12 protein-coding genes are annotated in these 15,871 nt (G+C 46.8%); 9 read left to right on the forward strand and 3 right to left on the reverse strand.

Annotated features, from left to right (window positions below):
* Nucleotides 1–7: 7 nt before the first annotated feature.
* Together rpoD and HBAL_RS05600 are read left to right on the forward strand one after the other, a co-directional pair.
* Nucleotides 8–2,059 (forward strand): RNA polymerase sigma factor RpoD, encoded by a 2,052-nt coding sequence (rpoD, locus tag HBAL_RS05595; RefSeq protein WP_015826962.1) that lies wholly within the window; start codon nucleotides 8–10, stop codon nucleotides 2,057–2,059.
* 70 nt (nucleotides 2,060–2,129) lie between these two features.
* Nucleotides 2,130–2,912, forward strand: a complete 783-nt coding sequence (locus tag HBAL_RS05600) for a 2OG-Fe(II) oxygenase (protein WP_015826963.1) — start codon at nucleotides 2,130–2,132, stop codon at nucleotides 2,910–2,912.
* A gap of 84 nt (nucleotides 2,913–2,996) precedes the next feature.
* On the opposite strand, the gene HBAL_RS05605 is transcribed toward HBAL_RS05600, so the two are convergent.
* Nucleotides 2,997–3,932 (reverse strand): hypothetical protein, encoded by a 936-nt coding sequence (locus HBAL_RS05605; protein ID WP_015826964.1) that lies wholly within the window; start codon nucleotides 3,930–3,932, stop codon nucleotides 2,997–2,999.
* A gap of 602 nt (nucleotides 3,933–4,534) precedes the next feature.
* On the opposite strand from HBAL_RS05605, the gene HBAL_RS05615 reads away from it, so the two are divergent.
* The 6 genes from HBAL_RS05615 (at nucleotide 4,535) to HBAL_RS05640 (ending at nucleotide 12,890) form a co-directional block, all read left to right on the forward strand.
* A complete protein-coding gene (locus HBAL_RS05615; protein WP_041302020.1) occupies nucleotides 4,535–4,825 on the forward strand; it encodes a GIY-YIG nuclease family protein in 291 nt (96 codons plus the stop codon).
* Nucleotides 4,826–5,193: 368 nt separating this feature from the next.
* The gene (locus HBAL_RS16275) at nucleotides 5,194–5,517 is read left to right on the forward strand and encodes a helix-turn-helix domain-containing protein (RefSeq protein ID WP_015826966.1); all 324 of its coding nucleotides are present in this window, start codon (nucleotides 5,194–5,196) and stop codon (nucleotides 5,515–5,517) included.
* A 151-nt stretch (nucleotides 5,518–5,668) separates the two neighbouring features.
* Nucleotides 5,669–6,574: a glycine--tRNA ligase subunit alpha gene (locus HBAL_RS05625; RefSeq protein ID WP_015826967.1), complete on the forward strand. Its 906-nt coding sequence runs from the start codon at nucleotides 5,669–5,671 to the stop codon at nucleotides 6,572–6,574.
* Between the two features lie 66 nt (nucleotides 6,575–6,640).
* Nucleotides 6,641–8,809, forward strand: coding sequence for a glycine--tRNA ligase subunit beta (gene glyS, locus HBAL_RS05630; protein WP_015826968.1), 2,169 nt, complete (start codon nucleotides 6,641–6,643; stop codon nucleotides 8,807–8,809).
* Between the two features lie 23 nt (nucleotides 8,810–8,832).
* Complete coding sequence (gene ppdK, locus HBAL_RS05635; RefSeq protein WP_015826969.1) at nucleotides 8,833–11,520, forward strand: pyruvate, phosphate dikinase; 2,688 nt, start codon at nucleotides 8,833–8,835, stop codon at nucleotides 11,518–11,520.
* A gap of 416 nt (nucleotides 11,521–11,936) precedes the next feature.
* Nucleotides 11,937–12,890 (forward strand): cell wall hydrolase, encoded by a 954-nt coding sequence (locus tag HBAL_RS05640; RefSeq protein ID WP_015826970.1) that lies wholly within the window; start codon nucleotides 11,937–11,939, stop codon nucleotides 12,888–12,890.
* A 66-nt stretch (nucleotides 12,891–12,956) separates the two neighbouring features.
* On the opposite strand, the gene mddA is transcribed toward HBAL_RS05640, so the two are convergent.
* On the reverse strand, nucleotides 12,957–13,682 hold the full coding sequence (mddA, locus tag HBAL_RS05645) for a methanethiol S-methyltransferase (protein ID WP_015826971.1): 726 nt from the start codon (nucleotides 13,680–13,682) through the stop codon (nucleotides 12,957–12,959).
* 77 nt (nucleotides 13,683–13,759) lie between these two features.
* Here mddA and HBAL_RS05650 point away from each other — a divergent pair, with 77 nt between their 5' ends.
* The gene (locus HBAL_RS05650; protein ID WP_015826972.1) at nucleotides 13,760–14,956 is read left to right on the forward strand and encodes an alpha/beta fold hydrolase; all 1,197 of its coding nucleotides are present in this window, start codon (nucleotides 13,760–13,762) and stop codon (nucleotides 14,954–14,956) included.
* Nucleotides 14,957–14,975: 19 nt separating this feature from the next.
* On the opposite strand, the gene nadC is transcribed toward HBAL_RS05650, so the two are convergent.
* A complete protein-coding gene (gene nadC, locus HBAL_RS05655) occupies nucleotides 14,976–15,836 on the reverse strand; it encodes a carboxylating nicotinate-nucleotide diphosphorylase (RefSeq protein WP_015826973.1) in 861 nt (286 codons plus the stop codon).
* Between the last annotated feature and the right edge of the window lie 35 nt (nucleotides 15,837–15,871).

Here is a 15,871-nt window from a genome sequence, read left to right on the forward strand (position 1 = left end):
GATTTGTATGACCAAAACAAAAGCCGATAACGAAGAAGTTGCTGAGAACCAAGATGGTCCAGTACTTGATTTATCGAATGCAAGTGTAAAGAAATTCATCGCCGCTGGTAAAGCGCGTGGATTCATCACGCATGATGAATTGAATAAAGTTCTTCCGTCGGATGAAGTTAATCCAGATCAGATTGAGGACGTTATGTCTGCACTTTCTGAAATGGGAATCAACGTTGTTGATTCTGACGAAGAAGGTGAAGGCGACGGCGATGAAGCATCCTCTGATGGCGAGAATGCTTCTGGTGCTGTAACCAAAGCTAAATCAACAGCTGCTGCAACGGGCGGCCGTTCTGACCGTTATGACCGTACAGATGACCCAGTGCGCATGTATTTGCGTGAAATGGGAACAGTTGAATTATTGTCTCGTGAAGGCGAGATCGCGATAGCCAAACGTATTGAGGCTGGCCGCGACGCAATGATTCGCGGGCTTTGTGAAAGTCCATTGACGTTTGAAGCGATCATGGTTTGGCGTCAGGAATTGGAAGATGAGCGCGTGTTGTTGCGTGATATTATCGACCTTGAAGCAACTTATGCTGCTGCAAATGGTGGTGTACCAGATAACTCAGCTGCTGCTGTTGCCCTTGAAAAAGGTGAGCCGCTTGAGAAGACACCTGAGCAATTAGAAGCTGAAGAAAAAGCCAAGCAAGACGAAATCGCCAAGAAAAAGCGCATCGAAGAAGGTCTACCGCCTGAAGAAGAAGGCAAGGAAGACGATGATGACGATGATTTTGACGATGGCGGCGCAATGTCGATGTCGGCAATGGAGGCTGAACTTCGTGAAGGCGTGACGGACATTTTGGATAATGTGGCGTCTGAATTCCAAGCTTACCGCCGTTTGCAGGAAAAGCTGGTTAACCGCCACATGGAAGGTAAAGAGCTTTCTCCAAAAGATTCTGAGGAATATGTAAAACTTCAGGATGACATTATTGAAAACCTGAAAAAGCTTCACCTGAACAATGCGCGTATCGAAACACTTGTTGAGCAGCTTTATGCCATCAACAAACGTTTGATGGGATTAGAGGGCGGTTTGATGCGCCTTGCTGATGCGCATGGTGTGCCGCGTAAGTCTTTCCTCGATAATTATTTCGGAACCGAGCTTGAGCCTGATTGGGGAACACGCGTATCCCTGATTTCTGCTAAGTGGAAAAAATTCATCGCAGCTGAGACCAATAAGGTTGAAGAAATGCGCTCGGAAATTTCTTCTCTTGCACAAGAGATGGGCGTTCCAATTGAAGATTTCCGCCGCATTGTTGCGACAGTTCAAAAAGGTGAGCGTGAAGCGCGTGTGGCGAAAAAAGAGATGGTGGAAGCAAACCTTCGTCTCGTAATCTCTATCGCTAAGAAATACACAAATCGTGGTCTTCAATTCCTGGATCTTATTCAGGAAGGAAATATCGGTTTGATGAAAGCGGTTGATAAGTTTGAATATCGCCGTGGTTACAAATTCTCGACTTATGCCACTTGGTGGATTCGTCAGGCGATTACGCGTTCTATCGCGGATCAGGCCCGCACAATCCGTATTCCTGTGCACATGATTGAGACAATCAACAAAATCGTGCGGACTCAGCGTCAAATGCTTCACGAGATTGGCCGTGAGCCAACACCTGAAGAATTGGCTGAAAAGCTTGGTCTTCCGCTTGAGAAAATCCGCAAGGTTCTCAAAATCGCAAAAGAACCGATTTCTCTGGAAACGCCAATTGGTGATGACGAAGATAGTAACCTTGGTGACTTCATCGAAGACAAAATGGCATTGCTTCCTGTGGATGCAGCGATTCAGTCGAACTTACGTGAAACAACAACGCGCGTTCTAGCGTCTCTTACACCACGTGAAGAGCGTGTGCTGCGTATGCGTTTTGGTATCGGTATGAATACTGACCACACACTGGAAGAAGTGGGGCAACAATTCTCGGTGACACGTGAACGTATTCGTCAGATTGAAGCCAAAGCGCTTCGCAAGCTGAAACACCCAAGCCGCTCACGTAAATTGCGCAGCTTCTTGGATACTTAGATAGTTACAAAGAAAAGCCCGATCATAGAAGGTCGGGCTTTTTTCTATTGCTAGATATTAAGGAGCGATAATGATCAACCTTGATGCAATCAAAGGTTTGTTCGGCTTGAGTGAAGAGCAAACAAAAAAGATCAATGTTTTTGCACCGGGTGCGATTGAAAAATTGACGGGACTAGCTGCCGATTATCAAAGCGCTCAACCTTTCCCGCATCTCGTAATCGACAATTTGTTTGAAAACGACGTGTTGAGCAACGTAATTGAAGAATGGCCGGCGACATCTGAAAGTTCGGTAGAGCCTCATGATGATGGAACTTATTCTGTCCAGAAATACGCATCAACATGGAAAACTGAGTACGGCCCGAATACAAGAGAAATTCTACGGCAATTAAACGAAGCGCACTTTCTTCAAACACTGACAGCAGTGACTGGCATTCAAGGACTAATGCCAGATCCTTATATGCTAGGCGGAGGACTACATTTCACCAGTTCTGGCGGGAAGTTGGCAATCCATGCTGATTTTAACAAGCATCATTTCTTTAAATTGGATCGTCGATTAAATTTGCTGGTCTATTTGAATGATGGGTGGAAAGAGGAAAATCAGGGTTGGTTGGAATTGTGGGATCGTGAAATGACTTCGTGTCAACGGCGTATATTGCCCGTTATGAATCGCACGGTTCTTTTTTCGACGACAGATTTTTCCTTTCATGGGCAGCCGGAAAAAATAGTAGGTCCACCTGATCTCATGCGCCGTTCTATAGCCGTGTATTATTTTTCAAATGGCCGGCCTCAGGAAGAAATTTCGGGTGAAGAACATTCTACTTTGTGGAGAGAGCGCCCAGGGCAAGGGTTTTAATCTTATCGTTGCTATGTGAAAATAATAAAAGCCCAATTAGAAATGGTCGGGCTTTTTGTTTATTGGTATGAAGATGCTGCCAGCTTAATCGGTGAAACAGATTTCTGTGCCATCGCCTTGGTCATAACAATCGCGGCGGTTGGAGCTTGGCGGCGGAGGGGCGGTGCGCGGCGGTGGCTTGAAGCCGTATTTATCGGTGTAGCTTTCCGTATAGGTACCATTATTCGGCTGGTTTGCCTGACCACTACCCCAATAGGTTTTCTTACCAGACATGCGATCTGCCCATGCTTTTGGTCCTGTGCATTCAACACTTGTTGGCTTGTGGAAATAGCACATATCATAGGCGTCCTGGATGGTGCGCATTTTCTTGTTGGCATCCCACCAGCGGTAGAACATCGGCCCGCCTTCTTTGCGCGCGACTTCATAGAATTCCCAGTCGTCGATTATATTCGTGCGCAGAACCAATTCTTCGCGGGTTGCAGGCTTTTTCGGTAGAGCCGCAATGCGGGCTTTTTCTGCCTGTTCTGCTTTATAAGTTGCAAGCTGCGCTGCCTGACGCTCATTGTTAGTCGGTCCGGCAGTACAGCCAAAACGTTTTTCAGCCCATGCCAGCATAACTGGCGGCGGGGCATCAAGCCCCTTTGGAAACTCGGGCTTCACCGTGGACCGGCCCCCTTCAAAGGCTGCCAGTTCCTGATAATATTTCTTCAGCGTGGTGTGCGCAGTGGTGTCGCCATTGCCCATGCCGCAATAACTTCCATAGCATTCAAGCAAAGCGCGGACGACTTTAGTGCGTGTTTCCACCGCCGCGGAGCCATAATCCTGCCAATATAGAATGGCCTGTCCCCATGTATTTGGTCCGCTGGCAAAATAATGTTCAAATGTGTTGGCGAGGACCAACCCGTTCGGACAGTTCTTTGCTGATGCAGCAGGCGCGAGAGTGATGGCGGCGAGCGCGGTGAAAGCAAATTTTGCTGTTTTGCCAAATAGTGTGCGGTGTTTATGCGTATGATTTCGCATTAATGCATCCCCTTTAATATGCATCCACGAATGATGTGGCGTTTAGATTGCGCCGCGTCCCAGAGCAGGCAATATCATCAAATTCGGGATGAATATTATACGTGCTTGCAAAAATGGTAAATGGGGATTGTTGCAGCGAGAAGAGGCGCGCGCGGCGGAATTTGCTAAAGCGTGACTTGCGCAAAGGTGTATTTGCTGGCGCGTCATGCACTCTATGATGAGGCTAAAAAGCTTAGATGCGCCAATAGCTCCGCCATATCGCTAAGGGGAGTTTTGTCGGTCTTGTTTTGTGTCGGTTAGGAAATGGGCTGTAAAGCGCACGGTCTGACCGCTGTTAGATAATGGTAAATGGTATGCGTGCCGCCAGAAGCGTGCGCTCTACCTGATGTTTTGATCTTCAAGCTGACAATCAACACATGCTCGCTCAATGCTCAAAGCATCAGCCCGCTCATGATACGAATTTGCGCATCGCCCACACCATGAGAAGGTGATGTAAATATGCGCTAGATTTTGAGAGGCGGGGATAAGTTTTGAGATATCCATGATTTTGGTGAGCGAAAAAGACGTTGTCAAATGTAAATGTTCTCTTTATGTTCGGTGCGATGAGGTATGCTGTTTATATTGTGAGCTCTCAAGATCATGGCACGCTCTATACGGGCGTGACGAACAATCTTGCGCGGCGTATTTGGGGACATAAGCAGGGTGTCGGTGCGAAGTTTACGACAAAATACAGTGTGAGTCGGTTAGTTTGGTATGAAAACCATGACTGCATTCACACCGCGATAAAGCGCGAGAAAAACATCAAAGCGTGGCAGCGCCAGTGGAAAATCAATATGATTGAACGCGATAATCCATATTGGTTGGATATGTACGCTTCTCTTGGGCAGTTATAGGTTGCAATTTCTTTCCGTGTCACCCCAGCGAAGGCTGGGGCTCAGTTTTCAGCACGACTGGCTTTAATCCTAATAGAACAGACCTCGCAGCACTCACATTTAGTCATTTTTAATGCAAGATGTGTTGTGAGGTGGGCCCCAGCCTTCGCTGAGGTGACAGCTTCTTTGGTGGAAGCCAACACCCGAAATTGCATCCCGATACTATGTTGAGATGATAAGAGATGGATACCCTGACGGCTGCGCCGTCGGGTATGACGGGGTGAGATGTTGCATTTGCTTGTGCGTAGTGCACCTACGCGGCACGGTCAGATTTTTTCAGCTTGGTGAATTTCTCTTTTCTCAACGGAACAAATACATATAATTGAGAAATGAACAGTAAAAGACCTTTTTATTTAAAACATTGGCGGATTTACCGCAAACTCTCGCAAGAGGAACTAGCTGACCGCGTGCAGACCACCAAGGGTTACGTCAGTGAACTTGAGCGACAAATCAAGCCTTACAATCAAGGTTTGCTTGAGGCTTTCTCTATAGCATTATGTTGTGAACCTGCAGATTTTCTGATCCGCGACCCAATGGCGTCTAATCAGGTTTGGTCTACTTGGGATAAAATTCCAGATGGTGATCGAGAACTGGCGTTGAGGGTTCTCAGAAGTTTTGTCAAACAAGAAGACGATGAAAAGAAAATCGAATAGTTATATGATTGACTTCTAACTATAACTCCCCACCTTGATCCCACTGTCATAAAAGACTAGCTTCCGCGCCAAATTGTGCAATGGAAGCGGTGGGGAATCTGTGGTCTATGACGGCCAGAAGACAGACCTCGCGAACAAAAAAGAAACTGACATGTCAGCTAGCCAAAAACCTAAATCATTTCAGGATTTGATCCTGACCCTTCAAACATATTGGGCCTCTCGCGGATGCGCGGTATTGCAGCCTTATGATATGGAAGTGGGGGCGGGTACATTACACCCCGCAACGACTTTGCGGGCGCTGGGGCCTAAGCCTTGGAATGTGGCGTATGTGCAGCCTTCGCGCCGTCCGACAGATGGGCGCTATGGGGAAAACCCAAACCGCTTGCAGCACTATTATCAGTTTCAGGTGATCTTAAAACCAAACCCGCCAGAAATTCAGGATTGGTATTTGGAAAGCTTGCGCGCAATCGGCCTTGATCCGACAGTGCATGATATTCGCTTTGTGGAAGACGACTGGGAAAACCCAACTGTGGGCGCATGGGGGCTTGGCTGGGAAGTGTGGTGTGACGGGATGGAAGTGTCTCAGTTTACATATTTCCAGCAAGTGGGTGGCTTGGATGTGTTCCCTGTGTCGGGTGAGCTAACCTATGGGCTTGAGCGCTTGGCCATGTATGTGTTTGGCGTCGATAATGTGTATGATTTGCCATATAATGACCCAGACAGCCCGCACCCATTATCTTATGGGGATGTGTTTCTGGAAAACGAAAAACAGCAATCAGCCTATAATTTCGAGCACGCCAACACAGATGATTTGCTTGAAAGCTTTAAAGCGTGTGAGCGCATGAGCCAGCATTTGCTTGGTCTTGAAAAGCCTTTGCCGCTGCCCGCTTATGAGCAAGCTTTGAAAGCATCGCACATGTTTAACTTGCTGGATGCGCGCGGGGTGGTGTCACCCACCGAACGTCAAAGCTTTATCGCCCGCGTGCGCGATATGGCCAAAGGCGCTGCTCAAGCATGGGCCAAGCAAGAAGAAGCAGAAGCGGTCGCAGCAGAGTAGTTTGCGCGAAATTTATCGTTTATTCTGAACCAAAATTTGATCTCTTTGCCATAGGGCACATACGCTATGCCACAATTACTCCTTGAACTTTTCTGTGAAGAAATTCCTGCTCGCATGCAAGCAAAGGCGCAAGCAGACCTTGAACGCGCTGTGATGGATAAATTATCCGAAGCGGGCTTGATGGCCGAAGGGGTAAAGGCTTTTTCTGGGCCGCGCCGTTTGTGTGTTGTAGCGGAAGGTTTGCCGGTTAAATCTGCGGATGTACGCGAAGAACGCAAGGGGCCAAAAGTTGGTGCGCCTGAAAAAGCGATTGCGGGATTTTTGCGCGGTGCGGGATTAGACTCCATCGAGCAAGCAGAAATTCAAGAAGATAAAAAGAAGGGCCAATTCTATGTCGCGGTGATTAATAAGCCGGGCGTAGAAACAACGCAGATTATTGCGAATATGGTGCCTGAGATTGTGCGCTCATTCCATTGGCCAAAATCTATGCGCTGGGGCAGCAGAGAAATGCGTTGGGTGCGTCCATTGCAGCGTATCTTGTGTACGTTTGATGGTGAAGTGGTGCCGTTTGAAATTGATGGCATTGCATCAAGCAATGTCACGCAGGGCCACCGCGTTATGGGCGCAGGTCCGTTTAAGGTGCGCCGGTTTGATGATTATTCCGATATTTTGAAGAATAAAGGCCGCGTGATTTACGACCGCGATGAGCGCAAAGACATTATCGCGACAGAAGCCAAAACATTGTGTGATGCGCAGGGCCTAGAGTTAGTGCCTGATATTGGCCTGCTGGAAGAAGTGGCGGGGCTGGCTGAATTTCCTGTGGTGATTATGGGGGATATGGACCCTAAATTCTTGGCGTTGCCGCCGGAAGTTATCACCCTGTCTATGCGCGTACACCAAAAGTATTTTGCGGTGCGTGATCCTAAGACGGGCAAGCTTGCGCCTAAATTTATCGTGGTGGCAAATCTTGAAGCTGAAGATGGCGGCAAGACGATTGCGGCGGGTAATTCTAAAGTGTTGTCTGCGCGTTTATCTGATGCTGTGTTCTTCTATGAGAATGACAAAGCGAAAAAATTAGAAGAGCGTTTTGATAGCCTTGGCAATATCGTCTTCCACGAAAAGCTTGGCACTGTAAAAGACAAAGCTGAGCGCGTGGCGGCCCTTGCAGGTGAGCTTGCGCCGATTGTGGGCGCGAAGAAAGAAGACGCGATTGCGGCGGCAAAACTCGCCAAATGTGACCTTGTCGCTGAGATGGTGTTTGAGTTCACTGAGCTTGAAGGTGTGATGGGGCGCTATTATGCGATGGAAGAGGGGCAACCTCAACACATCGCTGATACGATCCGCGACCATTATAAGCCTAAAGGCCCATCTGATGACGTGCCAACAGAGCCAACGGCTGTAGCTGTGGCGCTGGCGGATAAGCTGGATACTTTATGTTCTGGTTTTTGGACCATCAATGAATTGCCTACAGGATCAAAAGATCCTTATGCATTACGACGGTCTGCCTTGGGTGTTATTCGCTTAGTTTTGGAAAATAATATTCGATTGAAATTGGAGCCATGTTTTTCAGAATTAGCTGAAATTGGATTTGCACTGTCGCCAGTATCAAAAGCACACTGGACTGAAATGTGGAAGTTGTCACAGGACGTCGAGGCTGATGGGACAACTTTCATTGAAGGAACTGGCTTTAAAGATGAAGCGCAGACTTTGGCTCAAAACCTCCTCTCATTCTTTGAAGATCGTTTAAAAGTTTACCTTCGCGATAAGGGCATTCGCCATGATTTACTGGATGCTGTGTTCTCGTTGGGCGGCGATGATCTTGTTTTGATTGTGAAACGGGTTGAGGCGCTTGGTTCATTCTTGGAAACTGAGGACGGAAAGAATCTCGTTTCGGGACACAAGCGTGCGACAAATATCCTACAAAAAGAAGAAAAAAAGGATGGTAGCGCTATAACGGGCGAGATTGACAAAAAACTGTTGTCAGACGCTGCGGAATTGGCTTTGCATGAAGCTTTAAATGTTGCAACTGCGAATGCAGAAGCTGCATTAAAGAAGGAAGACTTCGAAGGGGCGATGTCGGCATTGAGTTTGCTACGTGGTCCAGTCGATACATTTTTTGACGATGTGATCGTCAATGCAGAAGATAATAAAGTGCGGGAAAACCGCCTAAAATTGTTAGCAAGAATCCGGGATGTAACTAGCCAAGTCGCGGATTTCTCAAAAATAGAAGGCTAGGGACAAGTTACGGGACAACAATAATGGCCAACACAAAATGGGTCTATGATTTCGGCGGCGGCGCGTCAGATGGCGATGCGTCTATGAAAAACCTACTTGGTGGAAAGGGAGCAAACCTTGCTGAAATGGCAAGTCTAGGGCTACCAGTTCCTCCAGGATTTACGATCACGACAGCCGTTTGTACTGCATTTTATGATTTGGGCCGCAAATATCCAGAAGAGCTAGATGCACAGTTTGAAGCAAGCCTGAAAACGCTTGAAGCGAAAACTGACAAAGAGTTTGGATCTGCGACAAACCCATTATTAGTGTCTGTGCGTTCTGGTGCGCGCGCCTCCATGCCGGGTATGATGGATACTGTCCTCAATCTTGGTCTCAATGATACAACAGTTGAAGGTCTTGCAAGCTTATCTGGTGATAAGCGCTTTGCTTATGACAGCTATCGTCGTTTCATTCAGATGTATTCCAATGTTGTGTTGAACATCACTCATGATGTGTTTGAAGACATTCTTGAAGACTATAAAGACCTTCAAGGTTATGAGCTGGACACAGACATGCAGGCTGAAGACTGGCAGGATGTGATTGGCAAATATAAGTCTGCTGTTTTAAGCAATAATGGCGGCAAACCTTTCCCTGAAGATCCTAAAGATCAGCTATGGGGCGCAATTGGTGCTGTGTTTGGATCATGGATGAATGATCGCGCGATCTTCTACCGCAAGCACAATGATATTCCAGCTTCTTGGGGAACTGCTGTTAATGTGCAGTCCATGGTGTTTGGAAATATGGGTGATACTTCTGCGACGGGTGTGGCGTTTACACGTGACCCGGGCACAGGACAAAACTTATTCTATGGTGAATACCTTATCAATGCACAAGGTGAAGATGTTGTGGCGGGTATTCGTACACCGGCTCCGATTTCAAAAGCACGTGCCGCTGAAATGGGTTCTGATGATGAACCATTAGAAGTGACAATGCCCGATGTTTATCAGCAATTGACTGATGTCGCATCTAAGCTTGAAAACCATTATCGCGACATGCAGGACATTGAGTTTACTGTTGAGCAGGGCAAGCTTTACATGCTGCAAACTCGCAATGGGAAACGCACAGCACAAGCTGCTTTGGCGATGGCTGTTGAAATGTGTAAAGAAGGTCTGATCACTGAGGATGAAGCAGTGCTTCGTCTCGCTCCGGCTCAGCTTGACCAATTATTGCACCCAATGATTGACCAAGACGCCAAAGCGGCAGCAACGGCTGAAGGGCGCGTGTTTGTGAAAGGTCTGCCTGCATCTCCGGGGGCGGCTATTGGTAAAATCGTGTTTGATTCCGATGAAGCGGCGGATGCGGCTGCTAAGGGTGAAGACGTGATTCTTATCCGTATCGAAACAAGCCCAGAAGATATTCACGGTATGCACGCGTCTAAAGCGATTGTGACCGCACGCGGCGGGATGACATCTCACGCGGCTGTTGTGGCGCGCGGCATGGGGCGTCCATGTGTGTGTGGTGCTGGTTCATTGCGCATCAATAAAGAGCTTGGCGAAGTGTCTGTTGCAGGTGACACGCTTAAACGCGGTGACATCGTAACGGTGGATGGTGCGACAGGTGAAGTGTTTAAAGGCCGCGTTGCGATGATTGAACCAGATCTTTCTGGTGATTTTGCGCACATTATGGAATGGGCAGATAATGCGCGGACATTATCTGTGCGCACAAACGCTGAAACGCCAGCTGATGTTGAAGTGGCTAAAAACTTTGGCGCGGAAGGTATTGGTCTTTGTCGCACCGAGCACATGTTCTTTGATGCTGACCGTATCCCAGTTGTACGCGCCATGATTTTGGCAAGCAATGAGAAGGGCCGTAAAGAAGCACTTGAAAAATTGCTTCCAATGCAGCGCTCCGACTTTGAGGCTATTTTCCGCATTATGGGCGATAAGCCTTGCAATATTCGTTTGCTTGACCCGCCATTGCACGAATTCATGCCGCACTCTGATGAAGAAATGGCAGAAGTGGCAAAAGGCTCGGGTGTATCTATTGAGATGCTGACACATCGCGCGTCTGAATTGCACGAGAGCAACCCAATGCTTGGCCACCGTGGATGTCGTTTGGGTGTAACTTACCCGGAAATCTATGAGATGCAGGCACGCGCTATATTTGAAGCTGCTGTGAATGTTGCAAAAGAAACAGGTATTGCGCCTGTGCCTGAAGTGATGATTCCACTTGTGGCAACAAAAGCAGAAGTGGCGCTGATGAAAGCGCGCATTGTGAAAATGGCTGAGGCGGTCTTGCCTAAATCAGCCATCAAGATTGATTATCTTGTCGGTACAATGATTGAGCTTCCACGTGCTGCATTGCGTGCTGCAGATATTGCAGAAGAGGCTGAGTTCTTCTCGTTTGGAACGAATGATTTGACGCAAACAACATTGGGTATTTCCCGTGATGATGCTGCGCGTTTCCTTGGTGACTATGAGAAGCAAGGCATTTATGAAAAAGACCCATTCGTAACACTTGATATTGAAGGTGTTGGGGAATTGGTGAAACTTGGTGCTGAGCGTGGTCGTTCCGTGAAGCCTGATTTGAAAATCGGGATTTGTGGTGAGCATGGCGGTGACCCAGCTTCTATCGCGTTTTGTCACGGCCTTGGCATGACTTATGTGTCTTGTTCGCCTTACCGTGTTCCTGTGGCACGTTTAGCGGCGGCACATGCGGCTTTGACTGCGTAAACGAATCAAATAATTGAAAATTGAAGAAGGGCTGGTTGAAGAATCAGCCCTTTTTTATGGGTAGCTGGCATGCTGATATGCATATCTTCACCATGAATAATGATAAAAAAAAGTTTTTATCGTTAACGAATTCTTTCATAGAAAATAAACTTTTAGCCTGATTTTAACTTGGCTAGCATTGGATCGGCATTAAAATTCATCCGCCTGCAAACATTACCATTTCATTGCAAAGTGTTAATGAAGTGGCGTTTGGGGTTGCCAAATCCCTAAAAAATCACATATCTAGCCATAATTAGGCCGTTAACACCTTGTTAATCTGTGCTCGTGACGTCGTTGCATTGCGTTCAGCAGCGGGAAGATAAATTGTAAACTTGCTTAGGGGCGATTGTCCGGGGGGGACGATCTTGTTAACTTTTATGAAATCGACTCGTTATATACTCGATAGTTCGTTGGCGTTCCTTGCGGGCGCGTTGAACCGGTTAGTGATGATGTCGGCTGAAGAAAAACGGCAAATGCAACAACGTGCAGTAGGGGTCGCTTGTGCGGCCGCGGCTGCTGCATATGGTGCGCCTCAAATTACTGCTCACGTTAGTGTTCAAAAGACAGAAGAAGTTTTTCTGGGACAAGCGAATGAGCTGGCACAGCTTATCAATACATCTGCAGACGGTCAGATTGATATTGAAGGCATAGACATCTCCAAGCCTTGGCGTCAGCAAGTTGCATATGCATCTGACAGTGAGATTGTTCCGGGTTCTTTGACGAAGGCGTCTTTTGACGTTGAAAAAATTGATCCTGTTGTCGATGTGATTGCGAATTTCTCTCCGCGTAAGCAGATTGAGGAAGTTAGAGAGCAGCGCCTTGAACACTTATGTTTGGCTGAAGCGATTTATTATGAAGCACGTAGTGAAGAATTAGGCGGACAATTAGCTGTTGCCGAAGTCGTAGAGAACCGCGTCGCTTCAGATCGATACCCTGACACAGTTTGTGATGTGGTTTATCAGGGACATACACGTGTGACTGGTTGTCAGTTCTCTTTCACTTGTGATGGTTCATTGCGTCGTAAACCTCGCGGTGAAGCATGGGATCGTTCGATCGAGGTTGCAGCATTTGTTATGATGGGTCTTAGCGACAAGACTATGACGGGCAATGCCACACATTATCACACAGATTATGTGACACCTTATTGGCGTTCTAGCCTTATACACACAGAAACAATTGGTACTCACATCTTCTATCGCATTCCAGAGGCTGAAGAGTGGAGAACAGTCCGCACACAACAAGCCAAAGCGAATGGCCTGCGTGGTATCCAAAAAGTGTCAAACGTTGTGACGTCTGATGATTTGAACAAAGCTGCTGAAAAAGCGCTGTAAGTTTTATAAAATTGAATACACAAAAAAGCCGCTCAGATTTGCATTCGAGCGGCTTTTTTCCATTTTTTACAGCTTTAGGCCCGGTATGACCATCGCGACTTGTTTGCGGTATTTCTGATACTGTTCTCCAAATATGCGGAGTAAGTCTCGTTCTTCAAACTGAATACCTATAAAAATATATAATGTCATTCCCGATGCAAAGAGCAGATGACCAGCCGTCATAGTTGGCGTTGCCCAAAAAGCAATAAGGAAACCTGTATAGATTGGGTGACGTACTAGATTGTAGAAAAAAGGTGTACGAAAAGTGGGAGGAGCAGCTGTCGTCCTTGTCCAATTTTGCCAAATTTGACGAAGCCCAAATAATTCAAAGTGATTTATCATGAAGGTCGAGCATAATACGGTGGCCCAGCCTATCCAAAAAAGTGATTGAAGGATTATGATGATTGCAGGATTTGTGATTTGCCAGACCAAACCGTCAATTGGCCGCCACTGAAAATATAATAACACAAGAACAAGATTAGTAAGAAGCACATATGTTGAGCGTTCAATCGACGCGGGAACTAATTTGGCAAGCCAACGTTTGAAAGTGGGGCGAGCCATCGCGCTATGCTGAATCGAAAATAGAAAAAGTAGAATTACATTTATTGTAAATGCGATTCCAATCGGCGAATTAGGCCCTTTATTGAGTGTATTGCCATCACCATAATCGCCGACAAACGCAATCAGATACAAAAAAACCAATAAAAAGGCCGTGTAACAAATTGTTCCATAGATAAGCACTAGTGCTCTCATCTTTCTTCTCCCATTATAAATGCGTCGATTTTATCCTTGGGGGACAAGACGACATTTGTCTTGAAAGAAAGCTGAAATTGGAGCCATCAAAGCAAAATACGCGTGTTTTCAAGTTTGGAGAATTCGTTCTAGATCGCGATCTGGGGACCATTACATTTGAAGGTGATGATCTAAAATTGCGCCCTAAAGCGTATGAATTTTTATCACTATTAGTCGAGGGACGTGGAAGACTATTTTCAAAAGAAGAGCTTTTGGAAACTCTGTGGCCACATGTTTTTGCAACCGAAGAATCCCTTGCCAGAGTCGTGTCTACCTGCCGATGTGCTCTGGGTGATGAAGAGAAAACAATTATTGTGACAATCCCAAAGCGAGGGTATCGGATAGGATTGCCGGTATTTACAGATAAAGATGATGTGGCTGAGCGACAACTCTCTGAGGTTAAATATGCGCAGAGCGGTGATATTTCGATTGCTTATCAAACGTCGGGATTGGGTCCTTCTGATTTAATATACATTCCAGCATGGGTCACTCATCTTGAATATGGCTGGGAACCGAGTCGACTGAGTGCCTTCTACGATCAACTTTCGGCTTTTTCGAGATTAATCCTGTTTGATAAACGTGGCACAGGATTGTCAGACAGAAGTTTTGGTCTGCCAAATCTCGACGAACGTATTGATGATGTACGTGCTGTCATTGCAGCGACGGGGTCTGAAAAAATAAGCATTCTTGCGACTTGTGAAGGTTCAGCGCTTGGGATTGCGTTTGCAGCGATGTTTCCAGAGAAGGTTGATTGTTTGATATTGGATGGAGCATTTGCCAAACGCGAATGGTCGAAAGATTATCCTTGGGCACCCAATAAGGTAGAACGTCAAACCTTTTATGATGAAATAAAAACCAATTGGGGCGGTCCTATTGGTGTTGAAAGTATTGCGCCGAGTCTCGCCAGCGATCAGGACTTTTGTCGATGGTGGGCTACATATCAGAGACGCAGTGCCAGCCCCGCAGCTGCAATGTCCCTTGCGGAAACCAACACAATTATTGATGTTAGAGAATATTTACCGCTCATTCGAGTTCCGACACTGGTTATGCATCGAGTTGATGATACGGAAGTCTATGTGGAGGAAGGACGTTACATCGCTTCGCAAATCTCAAATTCACGTTTGATAGAGATGCCTGGCGGTGATCATGCAATCTTTGCCGAACAGAGAGATTTGATTGTGGAGGAGATCCATAAATTTATGATTACTCTTGGGCTTGCTGGCAATTTAAGTTGATGATGTTGAAATCAGAGCTCTAGTCACCATAATCTAACCCAACATCGAGATTTACAGCTGAGTGGGTAAGTGCGCCGACTGAGATAAAGTCTACGCCGCTTTCAGCGATAGCTTTCACAGTAGATAGGTTTACACCGCCTGAGGCCTCTGCTTTGCACGTGCCGTTTATCATGGCGACAGCTTCGCGCAGCATATCGGGTTTCATATTGTCGAGTAGGACAGCTGTTGGTGTAAAAGGGATGGCTTCTTTAAGCTGTTCAAGTGTGTCCACCTCTATTTCGATAGAGCATAGATGACCAACGGAGGCTTTGGCGCGTTCCAATACGGCTTTAATGCTACCTGCAGCTGCGATGTGGTTGTCTTTGATCAAAATGGCATCATCCAAGCCTAAACGGTGGTTTACGCCGCCTCCGAGCCTTACAGCGCGTTTTTCAAGGGCGCGAAAACCGGGGGTGGTCTTGCGAGTACATACAATGCGGGCATTAGTGTGTTTGACTTCATCGACAAATTTGCTTGTCAGCGTCGAAATGCCAGATAGAGGGCCGATGAAATTTAATATCATGCGCTCTGCTGTTAGGATGGATCGGGCAAAGCCTTTTAGTCGAATAAGTTCTGCGCCTTTTTCAAATGGTTTGCCTTCTTCGTGTACCACTTCCCATTCTAGATCGGGGTCGACAATACGTGCTGCTAGTCTTGCTGCGTCATAGCCTGCTGCAATGCCAGGTTCGCGTGCGTTTACTGTGGCGATCATTCGCGTATCGGCTGGTATTGTGACATCAGTTGTGATGTCGCCTGCGCGGCCAAGGTCTTCGCTGAGCGCCAAACGGACAAGAGGTTCGATTATAACATCAGGAAGCGGTGGGATAGGCAGAATGTTCATATAAAAAATCTCTTTGTGTGCGGCATTCATTTGTA

Source organism: Hirschia baltica ATCC 49814, from assembly GCF_000023785.1.
GTDB lineage: Bacteria > Pseudomonadota > Alphaproteobacteria > Caulobacterales > Hyphomonadaceae > Hirschia > Hirschia baltica.

Bases quoted from the DNA above. Each gene is read 5' to 3' on its own strand.
- HBAL_RS05625 (WP_015826967.1), top strand. From the start codon at position 5,669: ATGTCAGCTAGCCAAAAACCTAAATCATTTCAGGATTTGATCCTGACC.
- mddA (WP_015826971.1), bottom strand. From the start codon at position 13,682: ATGAGAGCACTAGTGCTTATCTATGGAACAATTTGTTACACGGCCTTT.
- HBAL_RS05605 (WP_015826964.1), bottom strand. From the start codon at position 3,932: ATGCGAAATCATACGCATAAACACCGCACACTATTTGGCAAAACAGCA.
- glyS (WP_015826968.1), top strand. From the start codon at position 6,641: ATGCCACAATTACTCCTTGAACTTTTCTGTGAAGAAATTCCTGCTCGC.
- HBAL_RS05615 (WP_041302020.1), top strand. From the start codon at position 4,535: ATGAGGTATGCTGTTTATATTGTGAGCTCTCAAGATCATGGCACGCTC.
- nadC (WP_015826973.1), bottom strand. From the start codon at position 15,836: ATGAACATTCTGCCTATCCCACCGCTTCCTGATGTTATAATCGAACCT.
- ppdK (WP_015826969.1), top strand. From the start codon at position 8,833: ATGGCCAACACAAAATGGGTCTATGATTTCGGCGGCGGCGCGTCAGAT.
- HBAL_RS05640 (WP_015826970.1), top strand. From the start codon at position 11,937: ATGAAATCGACTCGTTATATACTCGATAGTTCGTTGGCGTTCCTTGCG.
- HBAL_RS16275 (WP_015826966.1), top strand. From the start codon at position 5,194: ATGAACAGTAAAAGACCTTTTTATTTAAAACATTGGCGGATTTACCGC.
- rpoD (WP_015826962.1), top strand. From the start codon at position 8: ATGACCAAAACAAAAGCCGATAACGAAGAAGTTGCTGAGAACCAAGAT.
- HBAL_RS05600 (WP_015826963.1), top strand. From the start codon at position 2,130: ATGATCAACCTTGATGCAATCAAAGGTTTGTTCGGCTTGAGTGAAGAG.